Genomic DNA, 20,209 nt, shown 5'->3' with positions numbered 1-20,209 from the left:
CGCGTGGAGTCACAGCCGCGTTAGACCGCCTGGCCACCGAGCGTTGTCACTCGTGTTCGCCGGCTCCGGATGAGACCGATGACCAGAACCACGCAGAGGAAAATGATGCCAAGCAGGGAGACGTACGAACCGAGCTTGTAGTACTTGGATTCGTAGCGGAACGCCACGTCGTGTTGCCCGGCGGTGAGGGCCACCGCTCGGAATGTGTGGTAGGCCTGAAGTAGTTCCGACTTCTTGCCGTCAACGTAGACCTTCCAGTCCGGCACGTAATTGTCGGTCAGAACAAGCAGGCCGGGCGCGGTCAGGCTGGCTTTGACTTTGACCTCGTTGCAGTCGTAGCTCGAGACCTGTGCGGTTCCCGCCGACGAGTCGGTGCCAGCCGCGAAACCGGGGTTCTTGTAGAGCAGGACGGTCTGCGCCGGGTTGAAGCTGGGCTGTGTCAGGGTGTTCAGGACTTCGTCTTTGTCTCTCACCACCCTGTAACCGGAGGCAATAAAGGCGCGGGGCAGAACGGTCTTGTTGCGATAGACGGCATATTTCTGGCCGGCAAAGACCGGCTCGAACCGGGACTGGTTGAAGTATACCCGAATCTGCTGAATAACCTGCCGGGTTCGTTCGTCGTAACGTGACACGTCCTGCGGCAGAACAACGCTTATCACGTATTTGACGTTCGACAGGTCCATGAAGTTCTGAATCAGCATGTTGTCCGGACGGAAGAACACACTTGAGCCGGCTCCGGTGAAATCCTGGTAGTCCTGCAGCGGGTTGGGCATCTGGCCGGCGACACTCTGGATGCCGTTATACGCAAGAATCCCGTCGTCGGTGCGCTCGTACTGCCAGGGGAGGACCCGGTAGAGCGAGGTATCCTGCTTGAGAAAAGTGACGGCTTCATCGGGGGTGAAGTACGCATCTGGCGACGGAACGCCGCGGACATATCCTCGGGAGGGATTCCAGAGATTCAGCGACAGTCCCATGTCAAGGATCATGACTGCGGCAATGCCGGCGGCAAAGGCAGTCGGGGTCGCCCTCCTGCTTACCAGCAGCCGCACCAGCATGAAGGCGAGCGCGGCAAAGACGACCGCGAGCAGGAAGCCGCTGAGCATGTTGGGGTAGTTGTTCGCCAGCGCCTGAAGCTTCTCGGACGTGTGAATCGTGGTCGAGCCGAGCAGTGACAGCAGGGGCCCCTTGAGCGTTGCGAAGAGCAGAAGAAGCGCGACCGGAATTGCGCCAAAGGTCAGCACCGTCTTCGTCGTCTTACCGCCATCATCGTCTTTCAAACGTCGCAGGACATGGTCGATGCCAAGCCCGGCGAGGACAACCAGCGAGAATGCGGCAAGGAAGAATATCATCGCCGGGCCCCGGAACTTGCTGATGCCCGGGAAGAGATAGTAGGGAATGTAGTAGAAAGGCGTGTTGCCGCCCCAAGCCATCAACAGCGCCCCAACGAAGGAGAAGGTGAAGAACTTGACGTTGCGGTCCTTCCAACGCCGCCAGACAGCGACGAACGCGAAAAGCAGAGGTATGATGCCGAGGTACTCGCTATGGAGCTTGAACACGTTTGCGCTCCAGTAGCTGTCGAGTCCGCCCGAGAACTTAGGGGTAAGGAGATCGAAGGTCTCGATGATCGGCATCGACCAGGACGAGGCGTAGGCGTAGCCACGCTCGCCGCCACGGGAGGCAAACGCCATATTGCCGTAGACGGGCAGGTACTGTATCGCTGCGATGGCGGCGCCGAGCCCGGCTCCAATGCCGAAGTAGGCGGTCAGCTTGACCACCGTGGATACAGATTTCTCTTGTGTTGCGGTGCGGATGACCATGAACAGGAACCAAGCGAACAACATCAGTCCGGTGTAGTACACTTTCTGTACGTGTCCGGAGAAGAGCTGCATTGCGATGACGAAGCCCATCAGGGCAAACCACACAAACTGCCGCCGGGTCATGCCGCGGTGCAGGAAGAACAGAGCGAGCGGCATCAGCGCCGAACCAATCAAGCGTCCGTCATGACCTGCGTACGCAAGGGTTATCAGGCTGCCGGCAAACTCGTAGGCGAGGCCGCCGAGCGCGGCCGGTAACACCGAGAGTTTGAGTTCGCGCAGAAACAGGTACGTGCCGAGGCCGGCGAGAAAGTGATGAATCACGAAGGTCCAGGTCCAGACCACGTGTACCGGCAGGAAGAGGCGAAGCAGCAGCGTCGGGTAGAACATGTCGGCAAAGAAGCCGGCGACTGTCGGTTGACCGCAAAGGAGGGCCGGCCACCAGAGAGCAACGTTGCCGTGGGTCCTGATGTATGTGGCCATGAACTCGCGCCACATGTAGCTGCCCGCGCCAAGCCAGTCAGTGCCGAAGAGCATGTTGCTGCCGAACAGATACTTGCCGTAGAAGAGGATCGGCAGCACTGCGAAGAGAACTATCGCGATGCCGTTCAGACGAGAATCCGGTATGTCCGGACCAAACTGTCTTGCGGGTTCGGGTTTCTGTGGTTGCTTCTCTTTCTGATGTTTCATCGGGCCCTCAGCTTACCGAGTCTGGGCAGCAAAGTAAAGACCAGAGCCAGCAGACCCTCCGTGCCGGTAATCCAGATCCTTGAGAGAAGAGCCGCAATGATGGCTATCGGTACCGGCATGACCAGTTGCAGTGCAAATGTGAAGATGCTCTCTCTCACTCCGAGGCCTGCCGGGCTGATCAGGACGATGAACCCCAGAATCCAGGAGAGAGCGAACGCACCGGCGACCATGGGCAAAGTCGAAAGCCCGATGGGGTAGAAGGAACGGACAAGGAGATAGCAGCCGAGGCCTTCGATTATCCACATGCAAACATACAGTCCGAGGATGCCGACCAGCCTTGCGAATGACATTCTGATTCTGAAGACGGGCTGTCGCAGCCATTTCAGAATGAGGCCGGTGGCCCAGTTCAGGACCGGCGGATACACCGCGACCACGCAAAGCGGAGCCAGGAGGAATGCGAGGTACGCACGGCTCGGTATGATGCCGCGGGGCACGAGCGCGACCGCCAGGGCGAAGAGTACCACGGCGCCCAGCAGGGACAGCGCGATTTCCATGGCCGTGCTGACTGCAGTCTTGGCTTCGCTGACTCCGTGTTTCTTTGCCAGGTACATTCGCCCGACCGTGAACCACAGTTTGCCGGGTATGTACTTGCCGATTTGAGAAACCGCGAGCACCGAGACCGAGTTGAACAGCGAGATTCGTTCGCCCAGTCCCTGCAATAGGACCTTCCACGTTAAGCCGTATACGACCATCCATATGAACATCACAAGGAAGGCCGAAACCAGCAGCGGGACGCTCAGCCTGGTTTCGTTCCAGGGTATCTTGTGCCAGTCATGGGCAAGCTTTGCCACCAGAAAGTAGAAACAGGCTACCACGACTAGCGTGCCGATTGTCCACCTCAGCAGTCGGCTGACCCTGCTGCGGCGTGGCATGTCAGATCTGGTCTTGTCCGGCTCGCCGGAGTTCGACCCCGCCGGTGCAGGTGAGGGTGACATCAAGGCTCCTGCGTTCGTGTCTCCGCCGCGGAGCGGGCCACACGCAACAAAGTGATCAGTGAATAGGGAAGGAGCAGTTGATGCGGCGACCTTCGCCGCGCTCGGCTACTTGAGGTCGGCCGCTTCGCGGGCGAGCCTGGACTTTAGTCTGCCCGCGGTTTTGTGGTGTACGATTTGCCGCTTGGCCGACTTGTCAATCAGCGACTGGACTCCGGGCAGCAACTTCGCTGCTTCATCCTTGGTCTTTGCCGCCGCAAGGTTCTTCAGTGCGGCCTTGAGCGTCTGCCGCTTGCTGCGATTGAAGTCACGGCGTCTCTCGCTCTTGCGAGCCTGCTTCTGGGCCGATGCGATTCTCTTTGCCAATACTCCTCCATCGAGTACAAAAGGTGCCGGGACACAGAATTGAACTGTGGACACCGGGATTTTCAGTCCCGTGCTCTACCAACTGAGCTATCCCGGCAAAGCAGGGCCATTCTAGGGCAAAACATCTGGATGTCAACCAACAGCAGGTAGGTCAAGGCTCGGGCGCGATGTGCGCCGAGCACGGTCAGGGCGCCCAGGGGCCGGTTTCTGCGGCTGGTCTTCTTCGTATCTTGAGGAGGAAGTAGCCCCTTGTACCGGCGGCGTGGCGGGCATCGTAGGCCGCCAATCGGGTGAGAATGTAGTTCACGAAACCGGCCGGCATGAGGTCTTGCAGTGCTCGTACCGGAAGATACCAGAAGAGGTATGCCGGCGCATTGAGTTCCACCAGTTGACACTCCAGGTCCGTGTCCTTAAGGAATGTCCTCAACTCATCCGCGGAGTAGCCAAAGCACTTGTCGTGCGCCCATTTGCGGGCGACCCATGCGCGGAGGAAGTTGGGGAACACCCTGATGTCCTTGGAGGGGGTTGTCACGTAGGCGGTTGCGCCGTCCTTGAGCAACTCAGCGATGCGGTTGATGAAAAGCGGCTCGGTGCCGGTTGGGATGTGCTCGATGACGTCCAAAGAGAACACGCGGTCAAATTGACGGCCCTCGAAGTTATGGGTTAGGAAATCGGCCTTGACATAGTCAATGCCGTCAAACGTCGGTCTGGCGTCGGGGTCCACCAGCATCTTCGAGCGGCACTCGAGCCTGGACAGGACGTATCCGTCAAGTCCGCCGACGTCGAGTACGTCGTCGGTTGCCCGAACCTCGTTCCAGAGGCCAGAGAAGCCCAGCATTCGGTAGCGGTAGTACGTACCTAGTCTCATGTGTTGGTAATCGGCTCGAGCATGCCCGAGTCGGATTAGGCTATAGGCCAAGATTCAACTGTCAAGGACGTGCGCGTAGCGCCACGGCGCTCCGGCCGCGGTTCGCTGCGCCGGTGGTTCGACACCAGGCGTGGTGCCGGCGCGACGCAGGTAGCGATTCGGGACCGCAACTTAAGTGTTGACAAGTAGCGCTATTTGGCTATATTGTCCAGCTTTCGCTAGGATGGCGACTGGGCCAACACAGAGGCCCCTTTTACAACCGGCAGAAGCAGAAAGGCAGACGAGCTAGACTCGACGGTATTGTTTCGTAACGTGAGATCGGTATGAGCTTAATAAGAAGTGCAAAGAAGATACGGATCAAACTGAAGGCGTACGACCACCGCATCCTCGACCAGAGCGCCAAGGATATCGTGGAGGTCGCGAAGCGCACGGGCGCCCAGGTATCGGGACCGGTTCCGCTGCCGACCAAGCGCACGCTCTTCACCGTGCTCCGTTCACCTCACGTCGACAAGAAGTCGCGCGAGCAGTTCGAACTGCGGGTGCATAAGCGCCTCATAGAAATATCCAACGCCACTGCGGAAATGGTGGATGCCCTGATGAAGCTGGAAGTGCCGGCAGGGGTGGAAGTGGAGATCAGGTCGGCATGATCGCGCTCATCGGTCAGAAGGGCGACATGGCCCAGCTCTATGATGAGCGTGGCGTGGTTGTCCCGGCGACCCAGGTGAAGGTTGGTGAATGCGTCGTCGTCGGGAAGCGCACGCAGGACCGGCATGGCTACGATGCGCTCCAGATCGGCTTCGGCGCTGTATCGAAGCGGAAGTCATCGAAGCCGCTGCTTGGTTTCTACAAGAAGGCCGGAGTGCCGCCGGCCCGGTCCCTGCAAGAGATAGAAGTTGACAAGGTCGCTGACTACAGCGTCGGTCAGAAGCTGGGCGTGGGCGTGTTTGCGCTGGGCGACACGGTGCACGTGACCGGCATCACCACGGGCCGCGGGTTCACCGGTGGAATGAAGCGCTGGGGCTGGCATGGCGGCCCGGCCTCGCACGGCTCAATGTTCAGCCGCAGAATCGGCTCGCTCGGCTCGGGCACGACTCCGGGTCGCCCTCTGAAGGGTCGAACGCAGGCTGGCCATTACGGTGTCGAGCAGGTGACTATCCGGAACCTGTCAATCGTCAAGCTTGAGCCCGAAAAGGGCGTCCTCTACGTGAACGGCGCGATACCCGGCCATCGAGGAGGCCTGGTCTTGATTCGGAAGAAGGTGTAAGCGTTGGACTTGCTGACCATCGGCGGCGCGGTGAAGGGGCAGGTCGAATTGCCGGCCGGTCTGTTCGACCAGAAAGGCAAGAAAGGCCTGGTCTGGGAGGCGGTTAAGTGCTACCTCGCAAACCAGCGCCAAGGCAACGCCTCCACCAAGACCCGGGCCGAAGTTTCGGGCACGGGCAAGAAGCCGCACCGTCAGAAGCACACGGGCCACGCGCGCCAAGGTTCGAAACGCTCGCCGCAGTTCGTCGGCGGCGGCATTGCCTGGGGCGCGAAGCCGCGTGACTACGCTTACGAGTTACCTAAGAAGTTCCGCCGGCAGGCACTGGCACTTGCCTTGAGCGCAAGAAAGAGTGAGCATGCGGTCACGGTTGTAGAGGACTTTGAGTTGCCCGAACCCAAGACCAAGGAGATGGTCAAAGTGATCAAAGGACTTGGCCTGGAAGGCAGAGTGCTTCTGCTTACGGGTGAAACTTCCGAACCGATGAAGCGCGCCAGCCGGAATCTGCCGGATCTTACCGTGATGGCGGCGGGGCACGTAAGCACTCACGCTGTGATTTCGCACCAGCGGATAGTGCTGACCGAATCAGCCCTGAAGCGCCTCGCAGCAGGAGTGCAATGATGGAGCCGACGAGAGTCATTCTCAGCCAGGTGGTCACGGAGAAAGCCGAGCGGCTGAAGGCAGAGCAGTCTCGGTACACGTTCAAGGTGTCGCCGGCGGCAAACAGGATTGCGGTGCGCGACGCGGTTGAGAAGCTTTTCAAGGTCCATGTGCGGGACGTGCGTGTCATGAACTATATGGGCAAGATGCGACGCATGGGTCGTTTCTCGGGTCGTCGTCCGGACTGGAAGAAGGCGATTGTGACCTTGAAGCCGGGCGAGCGAATCGAAAGTCTGGAGCGCTAAGTGGGCGTGAAGAGCTACCGCCCGACAACGCCAGCGCGGCGTTACTTCATGGTGCCGACTTTTGAGGAGATTACGCGGGATAAGCCGCATGAGTCGCTACTGCGTCCTCTGGCGAAAACCGGCGGACGTAATAACACAGGCCGGAAGACGAACAAGTGGATTGGCGGCGGTGAAAAGCAGCAGTATCGCGTGGTCGATTTCATGCGCGACAAGATTGGGATAGCAGGTAAGGTCGTCTCGGTCGAGTACGATCCGAACCGATCAGCTCGGATTGCACTGGTCTGCCATGCCGATGGCGAATACCGCTACATTCTGTGTCCGCAGGGCCTGAAGGTCGGTGACACCGTGAATTCAGGCAGAGGCCTGCCGATCCGCGACGGCAATGCAATGTCACTCGTTGACGTTCCAGTCGGCGTCGAGGTTCACAACATTCAGCTCTATCCGCAGAGCCGATCATTTCTCGTGCGGTCGGCCGGCACTGCTGCCCAGGTCCTCAACAAAGAGGAGGACATGGCGGTGGTCAAGCTCCCGTCCGGTGAGATCAGGCGATTCCACCTCGGTTGCCGGGCGACCATCGGACGTCTCTCCAATCCTGAACACAAGGACATTTCCATCGGTAAGGCCGGTCGGTCACGACACATGGGCATTCGGCCGGTCTCGCGGGCCGTCGCGATGAACCCGATTGACCACCCAATGGGCGGCGGTGAGGGCAAGAGCTCGGGCGGGCGACATCCGTGTTCCGAGCGTGGGATCCCGGCCAAGGGATATAAGACACGCAACCGTAAGAAGAAGTCTAGTCGGATGATTGTCCAGAGGAGAAAGAAGTAGTGGGGCGTTCAATCAAGAAGGGTCCCTACATCGACCAGAAGCTGTTTCGCCGCGTGCGCCAGCAGGTTGAGGCGGGGGAGAAGCGTACGGTTAAGACCTATGCGCGGCGAAGTGTGATACCGCCTGAGTTCGTAGGTCACACCATAGCCGTTCACAACGGTCGACAATTCCTGCCGGTGTATGTGACCGAACGCATGGTTGGGCATCGGCTGGGCGAATTCTCGCCGACTCGGACTTTCCGACAACACTCGGGTGTACGCAAGGAAAAGGCCGAGGAAAAGAAGAGCTAGGGACTGACAATGATTGAGGCTTTTGCTGTCGGCCGCTTCCAGCCGGGTTCAGCCAAGAAGCTGACTCTCGTCGCGGACTTGATTCGCGGTCGGGATGTACCCACAGCGCTGAGAACGCTCGCATTTCTAGTCAAGCCTTCGAAGGCTCCGTTGATGAAGACGCTCCGCTCGGCAGTGTCCAACGCCATTGTCAAGGCGGGAAAGGCGAAGCTCAAGGAAGAGGACTTGGTCGTCACCGAGGTACGAGTCGACCAAGGACCGATCTTGAAGCCCAAACGCTGGCAGCCCGGACCTCGTGGTATGGCCACACCGATACGTAAGCCAACTATTCACGTCCGCATACGGGTCGCAACCAAACAGGGAGTGAGAGTCTAAGTGGGCCAGAAGACACACCCGATCGGCTTCCGGCTCGGGATCAGCAAAGATTGGAAGTCATCCTGGTTCTCGAAGAAGGGATACAGCGGTTACCTGCACGAGGACCTCAAGATTCGGCGTTATGTCGAGACGAAGCTGAACGAGGGAATGATCTCCGATGTCCTGATCAAGCGAGTGGCGAACCGCACCACGATTACTATCTTCACTGCCAGGCCCGGGATGGTGTTCGGTACTCGGCGCCAGGCGCTTGATGCATTGCGCGACGAACTGAAGGCCCTGATCGGAAGGGACGTACAGATCATGGTTGAGGTGGTGCGCGTGCCCGAGCTCGAATCGAAGCTCGTGGCCCAGAACGTTGCTCGCCAGCTGGAGCAGCGCGTTGCCCACCGCCGGGCCATGAAAAGGGCAGTGACGCAGGCTATACGTCTCGGCGCTCCGGGCATCAAGGTCATGGTGGCGGGCCGGCTCGGCGGTCACGAGATTGCTCGTACTGAGTGGTATCGTGAAGGGCGCGTGCCGTTGCATACCCTCAAGGCCGACATCGACTACGCGACCGATGTCGCTCGGACCATTGCCGGCACGGTCGGTGTTAAGGTTTGGATATATAAGGGTGATGCGGCCGCCGGGGAGAGGGCCTGAGCGATGTTGATGCCGAAACGGGTGAAGTACCGCCGGGCGATGCGAGGTCGCATGAGCGGCAAAGCCACACGCGCCAACCGGGTCGACTTCGGCGACCAGGGCCTGATCGCGCTCGAGCCCTGCTGGATTACTGCTCGCCAAATCGAAGCGGCGAGGATCTGTCTGTCGAAATCGCTCAAGCGAGCAGGTAAGATGTGGATCCGAATCTTCCCTGACAAGCCGGTTTCCAAGAAAGCGGCGGAATCGCGAATGGGTAAGGGTAAGGGCACACCGGAGTTCTGGGTGGCGGTTGTCAAGCCGGGCACAGTCATGTTTGAGCTCGGAGGACTAACCCCGGCAGAGTCGTCCGATGCCCTGCGTCAGGCTGGCAGCAAGATGCCCTGCCGCACCAGGGTCGTGGTCAGAGGAGAAATGAGCTATGAGGGCTTCTGAGCTGCGCGAGATGACGCGGGACGAGCTTCTGCGCAAGCTGGCGGAGCTGAAGGACGAGCAGTTCAAGTTGAGATTGCGGCGTTCCGCAGAGGCGCTGCCGAATCCGCTTCGACTGCGACTGCTCCGCCGTGACATTGCCCGCTGTCTGACAGTACTGCGTGCGAAGGAGATTGCGGGTGAGGCAAAGCCCGCGGCCAAGAACAATGCGTGATAGTCGCCGAACCGTGGTTGGCAGGGTCGCATCGGCCAAGATGCAGAAGACCGTTGTGGTGACGGTCCATCGGCTGGAAATGCACCCGAAGTACAAGAAGCACATCCGAAAGCGAACAAAGCTGTACGCGCATGACGAGCGGGCCGAGTGTCGAGAGGGCGACCGTGTCCAGCTCGTCGAGACCCGCCCGATGTCGCGGCTCAAGCGCTGGCGAGTGGTAAAGAAGCTGTGATACAGGATTTTACTCGGCTCGTAGTAACCGACAATTCCGGCGCCAGGCTGGCGATGGTCATCCGCGTCTACGGCGGTTCGAGGCGAAGATTCGGCTGGCTTGGCGATACGGTGATGGTGACGGTGAAGGACGCGTTGCCCAATGGCACGGTTAAGCGCGGCGAGAAGTCAAAAGCAATCGTTGTGCGTTGCCGCAAGGAGCACCGGCGGCCTGACGGAACGTACGTACGATTTGACGACAACGCGTGCGTACTTGTCGATGACAAGGGTGAGCCCAAGGGAACTCGGGTCTTTGGACCGGTGGCGCGCGAGTTGCGTGAGCGGAAGTACACGAAAATCGCGTCGCTCGCCGCCGAGGTGGTCTGAGATGTACCTGCGCAAAGGCGACCTCGTCGAAGTGCTTAGTGGCGAAGAGCGCGGTCGGCGCGGCAAGGTCCTCAGAGTCGAGCTGAACAAAGAGAACGGAAGCTATCACGTCTTCGTTGAGGGATTGAACTTGGCCAAGAAGCATCAGCGGTCCCGGGGCACGGGTAAGCCGGGAGGGATCGTCGACCTGCCGAACTCGTTCGATGCCTCGAACGTTGCAATGCTCTGCCCGAAGTGTGGCAAGCGAAGCCGAGTCAGACGCGAACCCCACGAAGGCCGGCGGGTTCGCATCTGCAGGAAATGTGACGAGATTATCGACGTATGACGCCCAGAATCAAACAGGACTATGTGAAGCGCGTTGTGCCAGCGTTGGTCGCGCGTTTCGGTTACAAGAACCGACATCAAGTGCCGAGGTTGCTGAAGGTCGTTATCAACACAACCACTAAGGACGCGGTCGCCGATGTGAAGGTGTTGGACCTGATCAGCGAGGACATCGCCACGGTTACTGGCCAGCGGCCATGCCGCACGGTGGCCAAACGGGCGCTTTCGACCTACAAGATTCGTGAGGGACTCCCGCTTGGCGTGAAGGTGACCCTTCGTGGAGACCGGATGTTCGAGTTCATCGACCGGATGTTCAACTTCGCCTCCCCGCGAATCCGCGACTTCCAGGGCTTCAAAGCCGATTCCTTCGATGGCAGGGGAGGATATACAATGGGACTGCAGGAGCAGGCGATCTTCCCGGAGTTGGAGGTCTCGAAGGTGAAGAAGATATTCGGCATGAATGTTACTTTCCACACGAGCGCCAGGCATGACGATGAGGCAAGGGTGCTTCTGGCCGAGCTGGGCCTACCGTTCGCGAAGGGCAAATAGCCATGGCACGTCGGTGCTGGATTGTTAAGTCGCAACAGGAACCGAAGTTCAAGGTACGCAAGCACAATCGGTGCCTGCGCTGCTTCCGATCGCGCGCGGTATACCGGGAATTCATGCTCTGCCGGCTCTGCTTCCGGGACCTCGCACTACGCGGCGAAATCCCGGGCGTGCGCAAAGCCACCTGGTAAGGAGGAGTATTGGATGCTTTCGCTGATTTCCTGACGCGCATACGGAATGGTCTTCGCATTCGCCAGAGAGAGGTGTCCGCACCTTACGCGCGCATGAAGTACGAACTGGCGCGGGTGTTGTTGGAAGAGGGTTTCATCAGCAACTTCCAGGTCGAAGGCGAAGGGCACGGCAAGCGCATCATCGTCAGCTTGAAGTACGATGAGGATGGCGCCTCGGTTATTCGTGGCATCGAGCTAATGTCGCGTCAGAGCCGTCGGCTGCACGTCGGTGTCGACAAGCTGCCTAGCATCATCGGCGGTCTGGGCGTCGCGATACTTACCACTTCCCGCGGAGTGATGACCGACCGTGACGCGCGACGCAAGCGTGTCGGCGGCGAAGCTCTCTGCAAGGTCTGGTAGCAATGGCCAAGTCATACCGTCCGTTGGCAGTGCCGGCCGGTGTCGACGTGAAGGTCCAGCCGGACCAGGTGGTGGTGAAAGGCAAGTTGGGGACGCTGACGATCCCGGTGGTACCCGGCCTTACAGTGAAACTCGCGGACGCGCACATATCGGTGGATTCGGATCCTTCGGTGCCGCGAGTGCACGTCGGCACGCTACGTGCGCATCTCGGCAACGCCTTCGACGGAGTGGTCCAAGGCTACCAGAAGGTGCTTGAGCTGCGTGGCATGGGCTACAAGGCGCAGAAGACGAAGGACGGCATTCAAGTCACATGTGGTTTTTCCCACCCGGTTGATTTCTCACCGCCGCCGGGTGTCACGCTAGATGTTAATCAAGTGCCGGACCCCGATGATCCCAAGCTGCAGATGTTCGAGATAGCCGTCCGCGGCATCGATCGCCACGCAGTAGGACAGCTTGCCGCCATCATCCATCGCACCAAGCCACCGGATGTCTACCGTGGCAAGGGCCTCAGGTACAAGGGGCAGCACGTGCGCAAGAAGCAGGGCAAGCGCGCGGCCGGCACCCAGCAGGCGTAGGTTTCCCGCTTCAACCCGGTTTGCGGTGTTCGTGTGAGCGGCGTGCTTGACCTGTGCCAAATCCGGAATAGTATTCTACCAGAGGGCCCCATCGTCTAGTCTGGCCCAGGACATCTGGTTCTCAGCCAGAAGACTGCGGTTCAAATCCGCATGGGGCTATCAGGCGGCCAGGCGGCCGCCTCTCTCTTTCAGGACTCGTGCGTGTCGTCGAACGGGTTCAGGAGCCACCGCCTGGCGCGCTGTTCCCGAACGGGGTCGACACGACCGCCGGAAGCCGGTGACGTTCGACGACAGAACGAGGCTTCCCGTGTCTCGGCTTGGGCAGGTACTCAACCTTCAGATTGTGCAGGCCCGCGAAAAGGTTCGTCCTGATGCGCGGGTCGTCGGCGTAAAGCCGGTTCAGAAACCGACGAACCGACGACCTCGAGCTTGAGCGGCCGAACGGGCAGCGATTCCGGATCGCTCTGATTCCAACGGCTCTTGCGTAGCGCCGGACCAGGCCTTTGTCGACGTAATACAGCGGCCGGACGATGGCCAGCCTGCCGCTGAACAACGGCTGGACCGGCAGGATTGTGCGGGCTGAGGACGTGAACAGCAGGTTCATGAGAAAAGTCTCATTGACGTCGTCCAGAATATGCGCGAGGGCGAGTCTTGCGCTGCCCTGCTTGTCGCAAAAGGCGAACAGCGCCTTGCGCCTTTCACGGGCGCAGGCATAACAGGAATCATGTCCGCTCTGTTTTGCCGCTCCGTGTACGTCCGTGCGCAGCACCGTGCAGGGGACTCCTATCGCCGCGCATGCACGCGTAACCCGTGCGGTGCTCCACCCGTCGAACCCCGGGTCGACGTGCACGGCCTGCAGTTCCCAGCAATGTCCGTCGCCCTGGTTAATGGCATTGAGCAGGTGGATCATGCAAAGGCTGTCGACCCCGCCGGAGACACCAGCGACAATGCGTTCACCTCTCGCAACCAGGCGGCCCGAACCAACGACTTTGCGGGCCAGCCGCGATACGCGCCTGGTGATCCAGCTCACGAGAAAGGGCAGGCCGAAATCGAGGTGTGTGGGGGCACGCAGTCAGTCTGGGACGTCGGAACCTTCAGGCGTTCCGGCTGATGGCCGACCGGCAAGTCGGGTATTGGAGCAGGTGACTCCAGCCGCCGTCCGCTTTCTCAATCGGGCAGTCGCACCTGCGGGTACTTGGCGAGCTGGTCGTAGAAGAGCTTCTGTATCTGGGCCAGCCGCTCCTCGGTCCTTGCCTCGAAACGCAGGACAAGCACGGCCTGCGTGTTGGACGCGCGGATCAGCCCCCAGCCATCCGGGAATACGACTCGCGCTCCATCGATGTCGATGACCTCATACTTCCCGCGGAAATGGTCGCGTACCTCATCGACGATTCTGAACTTCAGCTCATCCGGGCACTCAGCTCGCAGCTCCGGAGTGGTCGGATATGAGGGCATGTCTGCGGCCAGACTGGAGAGCTTCCTGCCGGTAGAGGAGATAATGCTCAGCAGACGCAGTGAGGCGAACAGGGCGTCGTCGTAACCGTAGTAGTCATCGGCGAAGAACATGTGTCCCGACATCTCGCCGGCCAATAGCGCGCCTTCCTCTTTCATTTTCGCCTTTATCAGGGAATGCCCGGTCTTCCACATCAGCGGCGTGCCACCGATATGCTCAATGTACTCGACCAGCCCCTGCGAGCACTTCACTTCAAACACGATCTTGGCGCCCGGGTGGTTCTTGATGACCTCGGTCGCGCAGATGCCGAGCAGGCGGTCGCCGTAGACCGATTTCCCTCTGTCGTCGATGGCGCCGATGCGGTCGGAGTCGCCGTCGTAGCCGATGCCGCAGTCGAAGTTCTTGGCGAGCACCAGGTCGGTAAGCTGCTTCATGTACTTCGGCACGGTCGGGTCCGGCACGTGGGCGGGAAACGTACCGTCCGGACGCAGGTTGATATACTCGGGCGTGACTTTGGTGCCGGCGAACAGCCGTTCAAGCAGAACCCCGGCGCAGCCGTTGCCCGGGTCGAATGCTACACGCAGCTGGTTACTGATGCATACCTTCGACCGGAGAGTGTCTACGTAGTCAGGAATGACGTCCTTGGCACTCAGGACGCCCCTGCCCTGCCTGAACCTGCCCGATTCCATCAGGCGACGCAGGGATTGGATTTCTTCCCCGTAGATGGTCGTCCGTTCCAGCCCCACCTTGAACCCGTTGTACTGCGGCGGATTGTGACTTGCGGTTACCATCATGCCGGCGCGCGTGTCGAGATGGAACTGCGAGAAATAGAAGACCGGCGTCGGTACCACGCCGATGTCAACGACGTTCAGCCCGGTTGACAGAAGGCCGGCGGTCAGCGCCTTCTGAATGCGCGGGCCGGAAAGGCGAATGTCGCGACCGACCGGACAGAGTGTCGCGGCGTGCTCGAGTGCGTAGGTGCCGAAGGCCTGGCCGAGCCGGTAGACACCATCGTCCTCAAGCTCGGTTTCCGCAATTCCTCGGATGTCGTATTCCCTGAAGATCAACGGATTCATGATCTAATCCTACCAAAGATGCGGCGCCGGGCAAATCGGGCTGAGAAACCGGACGCGCAGAGGTGGACCCTGCTCACGGCTCTGCGGCCTGGTTCTACTTGATGACGTAGCTCAGGAGCAGGTAGTTGATTATGTATGACGTGTCCGGGAGCGGGCCTAACTCGGCCAAACCGACTCCGGGCGCGTAGAAGTAGGTGCTCGCGATGTTGGCTTCGACCTCGACGCAGTGCTCAAACGTCCCGGCGGGCACGTTGAGTGTGAAATCCCGGTCAATGACTCTGAGCGTCTCCCGTGGGTCGTTCGGCGAAGGCCACGTCGAGTCCTTGTCGAACGGTTCCCTGAGCAGCAGCAAATAGCTGCCCGTGTCCTCCGGCGTGCTGTCAATTCGAGTGCTGTACATTCTCAGCTCGCCGTTCCGGTGCACGTACCAGTGCACGGTGTTCGTGTCGCCGGGGTCTGGCGACTTGTAGTACGTCAGCCCCTCCAGGATGAGGCTGTCGGTGAGCTCAATCACCGCCGTATCGCGGGGATTTGTCCTGGCCAGGCACCATTGGTTCCCTACTGCCAAAGGGAAGTAGTTCTCGACCGTGCGGCTCGGACCGGACGGCCCGCAGCCCGCGAGCAGAACCGCCGCCGATGAAACAGTGAGGGCCAGTCTTACGAGCGGCCCACAGGAGTACGGGCGACTCCGGTTATCCATCCTCTCTCCCTTCTTGAGCAACAGCACGTATGGTGTCCATTCTCGAATTCCCACGGACTTGCCGAACGGGGCACGGCGGGATTCTGGAACTTGCGGGTGGGGGTGTCAAAAGGCCGGGCGCAATCGAGGGGCGAGCCCCAGGCATCGCCTCACCCATCAGAATCGCACGGTCAGAAGCCTGGCGTCCACTGTGACTCCCGGGCGCTCGCCTGCCTCGCGTTGTCTCTCAAACCGAGCCGCGAGGCTCGGCGGCAGGAATCTGCCCGGATGGTAGCCGTAACCTCCGGGACTCACCTGCCGGTTGTATCCTACCGTGGCCAGAACCGGCGCTCCGGCGATGAGGAACCAGATACTGGCGTCCCGCCAGCCGGAATAGGCTACCCGCTTGCCGATAATCGCCGCACTGCCCACGACGACCGCCGGCACGAAGGCGAGACCGTACGACCAGGCAGGGCTGCCGTCCCAATGTAAGGCTTGTCCGACCCAGCCCGCGCCGGCAGCGCTACCGGCCGAGTAGGCCGCCGCAGTCACACAGCCCCACGCGATCAATGATGTACTCCAGCCTTCGCCGTAGCTCCAGTCGTCATCCAGTGTTTGCGTGGCGGTCACAATCGAGGGAACCAGGGCGAAGAGCACACCGGTTCCCACCGCGCCGAGTCCCTCTAACGTGTACGCAACCGGCCCGGGTCTGGGTTCGGTGGAGCCGAAAAGGCCCTGGTCCAGTTGCGCCTGGGCCGGAGCTACCAGCATCCCAATGAAGACTACGAACGGAACCGTTTGCATTCGCATTGTCTTCCTCCTCTCAGAACTACACGAGCGACAGCCGCGCGGCCACGACCAGACTTCAGGGCTCGGTGTCGCCACAATCGGAGCTGCTCGTCCTGTCCGTGACAGGATTCTAGAACTCGCGAGGACGGATGTCAACCGATGGAAGGGGCTGGGGGATTAGGGCTAGGGTCCAAGGATGAAGGCAGTCGCTGTCAGCCGTCGGCTGCTAGGTCGTGCCGGACAGGACGCCCGGCTTCCTTCTCCTAACTGCTAACTTCCTCACTGCTCACTCGCTGCCTCTGGCGGCGCGATGTCCCGAAGCTCCTGGATGGGGTGTCGGCCCCAGAATCCCCCGATGGCGGCGATACTCTTCTCCTAGCTCTCCCAGCTTGTGTGTCTCCGGTTCTTCCAGTCTATCAGCATGATGCCGACTCCTGGGCGCTGCGCGAGTACGTTCTTCGCATACTCTGCCAGTACCCGGCCGGCTGCTTCGTAGTCGGCATCATCTTGATACCGGAAGTACCGGGCCGGCCTGTTGCGCCAGTGGCCCGCGCTGGAACATGGGTACGGAATCTCACCGGAATCAGGAAAGCTGAACTCGGTAAGGTTCACGCGGCTTCTGAGAGAATCGAGGAAGTCGTCGTACACCCACGTGTCTTCATCCGTCGTCCCGCAGATGTACGCAAACGAGTTCACCGGGTGACGCCAGTAAAGGTCCGGTGCAGTCTGGGTGAAGTTCCCTTCGATGGGAGACACGCGAAGATAGGAGTCAGTGACCGCCAAAGCGTACCAGTCGCTGTCCCAGCCGTGTGTGATCTGACACAGGTATTGACCGTCGCCTACGTCCAGAGGCCAATCGGAACTCGCCGGGCCCGGCACTTCGTAGAGGACATCCGGGCATTGAATTCCCCAGATGTCGACTGACACATATGGGCCGATTGCCCGAACGTCCGCGGCGATGGTCCGTTGGATGTCCGGGTACACTTTCTCGGTCGACATCGAGAGCTCAATCCTCGGATACCCGCTGTCGTAAGGAGGGGCGTAGTTCTCAACGACATCGAATGCGACCCCGCCCTGCAACGGCTCCAGGCTGACCTTTGAGCAGCCTCCCGCCGAGAACAGCAGCGCGGTCAGCAGGCTGAGTGACAGCACGTTCTTCACAAGAACTCCATTCGGCCAAGGCTCACATGCATATACCTGCCCGTTGGAAGACTCGACCACGACTGGATTGTAGAACTCGCGGGCGGGGGTGTCAACGGAGAAGGTGCTGGGGTGCTCCCTAACCTGAGCGGCGTCTTCCATTTACCCTAAGGAGATTCGACGCTGTTCAGCCAGTAATCCATGATGAGGTCCTTGGTATTTCTTCTCGATGCCCCTGAGAAGTGGCCATACAGGGTGGTAAGACACCACTCCTCTTCCTGTTCGTTGACCTTCACCTTGAGTCTAACGTCATAGGATACCCCGCCCTTGATCTCCTTTATTTTGGCACCATCCAGGAAGGCAATCTCGGGGAGGGTACCTCCACTCCCAACGGCCAAGATGAAGAGGACCTTTCCCAGCTCGGCCATGTTCCCTTCGGTGACCAACAAACCATTGTCGAAGAGCAACCGGTTGAACTCCCCGGGCATCCAATAGCGCTTGTGACCGGCGATAGCAATCATGTACGGATATTCCGCCCCGCAGCTTCTGCTTCGGTCGATCCCTTGGTAGAACCGAACACCCGGGAAGACACGTTCCACTGGGGCAGACGTCACTTCCTTGAACGGGAACAGGTATTTGAGTAGTCCCGTATCGTTGTTCTGCGAGGAAAGGTAGTCGGGCACCATCCCGGGAAACCTCCGAAGGATATCCATTACCTCGCTCGTCGAGGCTGGCCGCACGGTGACCTTGACCTCCTCTGCCGGTTTTTTCAGTGAGTCCTCGGCCGACATCCGTCCCGATGCGCAGGCATCACTCGAACCCATCTTCATATCTATGCTTGGAGTGTCAACGTGTACCCAACCCGGAAGAGAGTCGACCGTAGTGGGCAGGTACACACCGAGCGCTTCCTTTGCGCTTCTCCTGGATACGAACGAGAATTGACTGTGTCAGACGTTGAAGTACCACTCCTCGTCCCGTTCGCCAATCCTCACCCTCAGTATGGCGTTGTGAGGTTCTCCGTTTGTCATCTGCTTTGTCATCGTCGCACCCAGGAATGTGATACCGGGGAACGAGCGCATCTCAGTTCCGAGAGACAAGACGACAAATGCCTCTGCCAGCTCTACTATGCTGTCATCACTCACCTGTAGACCATTGTCGAGAAGCAGCCGGTTGAAGTCCCAGAACAACATGTACCGCTTGTCTCCAGCAAACGCCCAAAGATAGAAATATGGCGGATCCTTGCGGACTTGTTCCTGAAAGAACCGGGCTGCAGGGAAAGTGCGCTTCAGCGGAGCCGCTGTCATTTCGATGAATCCGTCTAGGCGGGCAAGCGAATCCATTTCGTCTCTGTGGGGGGTGAGATAGCTGGCCGCCATCACGGGGAACTTGCTGAGGATGTCCGTCACCTCGCTCGTCGAGAGCTGTCGCATGTTGACTGCCTCTTCCTTCGGCGGCTTGCGGCCCCACGCCGCGGCCAGAGAGAACGCGAGCAACAAGAGCAGGACGCCGATCCTCATCGCGGACATGATGGAACTACGGGTAGAAACGGGGACACAACCTAACTCGGGACCCGTCAAGTCCGGGGCGGGATATTTCACTTGCCCGACTGCGGCTTGTCGCGGGCGACGGCAGGATGGCCTTGGTCTGTCAGTTGGGCCATCATGGCGTCGGCCTCGGCATTGACCTGACGCAGCCATTCACGCAGGCTCTTGCCTTCGCGGACCCGGCGTTCCTCTTCCTCGCGTCGCATGTTGTGCAGCCAGTCGAGCCAATCTTGATTCTCACTCTTCATAGCGCACTACCTCCTCGGGAGTTCTGATGCTGACGGGCGGGTAGCCTTCACGTACGTTCACGGCGTTGAGTTTCCGTCCTGCCCACTCGTTCGCGAGGTGCTTCAGGTTGAGCGTTACCAGTACGTCACATTCGGACACTGTCGCATAGGCGGCGTGAAGCGCATCGGCCTCGAATGCAGCGGGAATCACTCCTTCGGTAACATACAGGGAGGCCAGTCTCTCCGCTTTCTCATCGTCAGTCTCAAGCAGTTGGGCAAGGCGGGCAAGCGACAAAGTCCCCGTTCGGCGCGGCTCGGGGGAGCGATTGAGTTCGCGTAGCGTCAATCTTGATACGACGGCATTCAGGATGCCCAGCTCGAGCTGCCTGAACAATTCCCGCACTCCCTCTCGTCTGAGCGCGTTGCGCGGTTCTTCGCCGTAGTAGAAACCGAAGACCGAGGTCTCGATGTACAGCAGTGGCCGTTGCTTCACGTCCATAGGATACCTCTGGTCAGACGGATGTCAACACGACTGCCCCGTTCCTGACGACGAACTCAGCGGCGTTGTTACCGCAGCGGACACCGGAGAAGACACTCGTCTTGGAGGCGACTTGGGTGGAGGAGCGGCGCGGATGTGGTGGCGAGTGCGCCAGCTGGAACTCTGGCTGAAGCCGTGGCTGGTGCTGTTGCTCCGGCCGTTGCTTGAGCCGTAGCCGGAGTCGTAACTCTGGCCGTTGCACGCGCCGTTGCTGTACCCGTAACCGGAGCCGGACCTTGGGCCGTAGCTGATGCCGTAGCGGTTGCTGTAGCTGTGGCCGTTGCTGAAGCTGTAGCCGGAGTTGTAGCTGGTGTCGTAGCCGTGGTCGTAGCTTGCGCTGTAGCAGTCGCCGTTGCTGGGGTCGTAGCTTGTGCCGTTACGGGAGCCGCAACGGTCGCTGTAGCAGCGTCCGCTACGGGTGCAGCAACCTCCCCAGCGGGGGTGGTCGTTTCAAAGGACTGAG

The 20,209-nt window shown here is 59.9% G+C and carries 30 protein-coding genes and 2 tRNA genes; 18 read left to right on the top strand and 14 right to left on the bottom strand.

Annotated features, from left to right (window positions below; translation table 11 throughout):
* Positions 1 to 20 precede the first annotated feature (20 nt).
* The 5 genes from VMH22_08395 to VMH22_08375 all read right to left on the bottom strand — a co-directional run bounded on the left by VMH22_08395 (position 21) and on the right by VMH22_08375 (position 4,730).
* On the bottom strand, positions 21 to 2,504 hold the full coding sequence (locus VMH22_08395) for a YfhO family protein (protein HTW91713.1): 2,484 nt from the start codon (positions 2,502 to 2,504) through the stop codon (positions 21 to 23).
* Positions 2,501 to 3,436 (bottom strand): lysylphosphatidylglycerol synthase transmembrane domain-containing protein, encoded by a 936-nt coding sequence (locus tag VMH22_08390; protein HTW91712.1) that lies wholly within the window; start codon positions 3,434 to 3,436, stop codon positions 2,501 to 2,503. Before VMH22_08390 ends, VMH22_08395 begins: the two co-directional genes overlap by 4 nt.
* Positions 3,437 to 3,604: 168 nt before the next feature.
* Entirely contained in the window at positions 3,605 to 3,862 is a 258-nt protein-coding gene (gene rpsT, locus VMH22_08385; protein HTW91711.1) for a 30S ribosomal protein S20, read from the bottom strand.
* Positions 3,863 to 3,886: 24 nt separating this feature from the next.
* Positions 3,887 to 3,959: transfer RNA gene (locus VMH22_08380), tRNA-Phe, on the bottom strand.
* 87 nt (positions 3,960 to 4,046) lie between these two features.
* On the bottom strand, positions 4,047 to 4,730 hold the full coding sequence (locus tag VMH22_08375; GenBank protein HTW91710.1) for a methyltransferase domain-containing protein: 684 nt from the start codon (positions 4,728 to 4,730) through the stop codon (positions 4,047 to 4,049).
* Between the two features lie 323 nt (positions 4,731 to 5,053).
* On the opposite strand from VMH22_08375, the gene rpsJ reads away from it, so the two are divergent.
* From rpsJ to VMH22_08285, 18 genes are all read left to right on the top strand, one after another.
* Positions 5,054 to 5,377: a 30S ribosomal protein S10 gene (gene rpsJ, locus VMH22_08370; protein HTW91709.1), complete on the top strand. Its 324-nt coding sequence runs from the start codon at positions 5,054 to 5,056 to the stop codon at positions 5,375 to 5,377.
* A complete protein-coding gene (gene rplC / locus VMH22_08365) occupies positions 5,374 to 5,994 on the top strand; it encodes a 50S ribosomal protein L3 (protein HTW91708.1) in 621 nt (206 codons plus the stop codon). Before rpsJ ends, rplC begins: the two co-directional genes overlap by 4 nt.
* 3 nt (positions 5,995 to 5,997) lie before the next feature.
* Complete coding sequence (gene rplD / locus VMH22_08360) at positions 5,998 to 6,612, top strand: 50S ribosomal protein L4 (protein HTW91707.1); 615 nt, start codon at positions 5,998 to 6,000, stop codon at positions 6,610 to 6,612.
* A complete protein-coding gene (locus VMH22_08355) occupies positions 6,609 to 6,896 on the top strand; it encodes a 50S ribosomal protein L23 (GenBank protein ID HTW91706.1) in 288 nt (95 codons plus the stop codon). The genes rplD and VMH22_08355 overlap by 4 nt, the downstream gene beginning before the upstream one ends.
* A complete protein-coding gene (rplB, locus tag VMH22_08350) occupies positions 6,897 to 7,724 on the top strand; it encodes a 50S ribosomal protein L2 (protein HTW91705.1) in 828 nt (275 codons plus the stop codon). It begins immediately after the preceding gene.
* Positions 7,724 to 8,014, top strand: a complete 291-nt coding sequence (gene rpsS / locus VMH22_08345; protein ID HTW91704.1) for a 30S ribosomal protein S19 — start codon at positions 7,724 to 7,726, stop codon at positions 8,012 to 8,014. The genes rplB and rpsS overlap by 1 nt, the downstream gene beginning before the upstream one ends.
* A gap of 9 nt (positions 8,015 to 8,023) precedes the next feature.
* Entirely contained in the window at positions 8,024 to 8,389 is a 366-nt protein-coding gene (locus VMH22_08340; protein HTW91703.1) for an uL22 family ribosomal protein, read from the top strand.
* Positions 8,390 to 9,028, top strand: a complete 639-nt coding sequence (rpsC, locus tag VMH22_08335) for a 30S ribosomal protein S3 (protein ID HTW91702.1) — start codon at positions 8,390 to 8,392, stop codon at positions 9,026 to 9,028.
* Between the two features lie 3 nt (positions 9,029 to 9,031).
* Entirely contained in the window at positions 9,032 to 9,460 is a 429-nt protein-coding gene (rplP, locus tag VMH22_08330) for a 50S ribosomal protein L16 (protein ID HTW91701.1), read from the top strand.
* Positions 9,447 to 9,671 carry a 50S ribosomal protein L29 gene (rpmC, locus tag VMH22_08325; protein ID HTW91700.1) on the top strand — a complete coding sequence of 75 codons (225 nt, stop codon included), beginning with the start codon at positions 9,447 to 9,449 and terminating at the stop codon, positions 9,669 to 9,671. Before rplP ends, rpmC begins: the two co-directional genes overlap by 14 nt.
* Entirely contained in the window at positions 9,664 to 9,903 is a 240-nt protein-coding gene (rpsQ, locus tag VMH22_08320; GenBank protein HTW91699.1) for a 30S ribosomal protein S17, read from the top strand. The genes rpmC and rpsQ overlap by 8 nt, the downstream gene beginning before the upstream one ends.
* Positions 9,900 to 10,268, top strand: coding sequence for a 50S ribosomal protein L14 (gene rplN / locus VMH22_08315; protein ID HTW91698.1), 369 nt, complete (start codon positions 9,900 to 9,902; stop codon positions 10,266 to 10,268). Before rpsQ ends, rplN begins: the two co-directional genes overlap by 4 nt.
* A gap of 1 nt (position 10,269) precedes the next feature.
* Complete coding sequence (gene rplX / locus VMH22_08310) at positions 10,270 to 10,593, top strand: 50S ribosomal protein L24 (GenBank protein HTW91697.1); 324 nt, start codon at positions 10,270 to 10,272, stop codon at positions 10,591 to 10,593.
* Positions 10,590 to 11,138 (top strand): 50S ribosomal protein L5, encoded by a 549-nt coding sequence (gene rplE / locus VMH22_08305; GenBank protein HTW91696.1) that lies wholly within the window; start codon positions 10,590 to 10,592, stop codon positions 11,136 to 11,138. The genes rplX and rplE overlap by 4 nt, the downstream gene beginning before the upstream one ends.
* Before the next feature lie 2 nt (positions 11,139 to 11,140).
* On the top strand, positions 11,141 to 11,326 hold the full coding sequence (locus VMH22_08300; GenBank protein HTW91695.1) for a type Z 30S ribosomal protein S14: 186 nt from the start codon (positions 11,141 to 11,143) through the stop codon (positions 11,324 to 11,326).
* A 9-nt stretch (positions 11,327 to 11,335) separates the two neighbouring features.
* On the top strand, positions 11,336 to 11,725 hold the full coding sequence (gene rpsH, locus VMH22_08295; protein HTW91694.1) for a 30S ribosomal protein S8: 390 nt from the start codon (positions 11,336 to 11,338) through the stop codon (positions 11,723 to 11,725).
* A gap of 2 nt (positions 11,726 to 11,727) precedes the next feature.
* Entirely contained in the window at positions 11,728 to 12,300 is a 573-nt protein-coding gene (rplF, locus tag VMH22_08290) for a 50S ribosomal protein L6 (GenBank protein ID HTW91693.1), read from the top strand.
* Positions 12,301 to 12,384: 84 nt separating this feature from the next.
* Positions 12,385 to 12,459: transfer RNA gene (locus tag VMH22_08285), tRNA-Glu, on the top strand.
* Between the two features lie 58 nt (positions 12,460 to 12,517).
* Here the strand turns inward: VMH22_08285 and VMH22_08280 are convergent.
* The 9 genes from VMH22_08280 to VMH22_08240 form a co-directional block, all read right to left on the bottom strand.
* Positions 12,518 to 13,330: a tRNA 2-thiocytidine biosynthesis TtcA family protein gene (locus tag VMH22_08280; GenBank protein ID HTW91692.1), complete on the bottom strand. Its 813-nt coding sequence runs from the start codon at positions 13,328 to 13,330 to the stop codon at positions 12,518 to 12,520.
* A gap of 137 nt (positions 13,331 to 13,467) precedes the next feature.
* A complete protein-coding gene (locus VMH22_08275; GenBank protein ID HTW91691.1) occupies positions 13,468 to 14,829 on the bottom strand; it encodes a phosphomannomutase/phosphoglucomutase in 1,362 nt (453 codons plus the stop codon).
* Between the two features lie 94 nt (positions 14,830 to 14,923).
* Positions 14,924 to 15,529, bottom strand: coding sequence for a hypothetical protein (locus VMH22_08270; protein ID HTW91690.1), 606 nt, complete (start codon positions 15,527 to 15,529; stop codon positions 14,924 to 14,926).
* A 156-nt stretch (positions 15,530 to 15,685) separates the two neighbouring features.
* A complete protein-coding gene (locus VMH22_08265; GenBank protein ID HTW91689.1) occupies positions 15,686 to 16,312 on the bottom strand; it encodes a hypothetical protein in 627 nt (208 codons plus the stop codon).
* A 360-nt stretch (positions 16,313 to 16,672) separates the two neighbouring features.
* A complete protein-coding gene (locus VMH22_08260; GenBank protein HTW91688.1) occupies positions 16,673 to 17,458 on the bottom strand; it encodes a hypothetical protein in 786 nt (261 codons plus the stop codon).
* A 146-nt stretch (positions 17,459 to 17,604) separates the two neighbouring features.
* Complete coding sequence (locus VMH22_08255; GenBank protein HTW91687.1) at positions 17,605 to 18,261, bottom strand: hypothetical protein; 657 nt, start codon at positions 18,259 to 18,261, stop codon at positions 17,605 to 17,607.
* 123 nt (positions 18,262 to 18,384) lie between these two features.
* Positions 18,385 to 18,963 (bottom strand): hypothetical protein, encoded by a 579-nt coding sequence (locus VMH22_08250; protein ID HTW91686.1) that lies wholly within the window; start codon positions 18,961 to 18,963, stop codon positions 18,385 to 18,387.
* Positions 18,964 to 19,031: 68 nt separating this feature from the next.
* Positions 19,032 to 19,229, bottom strand: coding sequence for a hypothetical protein (locus tag VMH22_08245; protein HTW91685.1), 198 nt, complete (start codon positions 19,227 to 19,229; stop codon positions 19,032 to 19,034).
* Positions 19,219 to 19,701, bottom strand: a complete 483-nt coding sequence (locus VMH22_08240; GenBank protein ID HTW91684.1) for a hypothetical protein — start codon at positions 19,699 to 19,701, stop codon at positions 19,219 to 19,221. The genes VMH22_08245 and VMH22_08240 overlap by 11 nt, the downstream gene beginning before the upstream one ends.
* Positions 19,702 to 20,209: the final 508 nt, after the last annotated feature.

The sequence above is a fragment of the bacterium genome, from assembly GCA_035505375.1.
GTDB lineage: Bacteria > Hydrothermota > Tepidihabitantia > Tepidihabitantales > Tepidihabitantaceae > UBA2258.
This window is presented reverse-complemented; position numbering and strand designations above follow the sequence as displayed.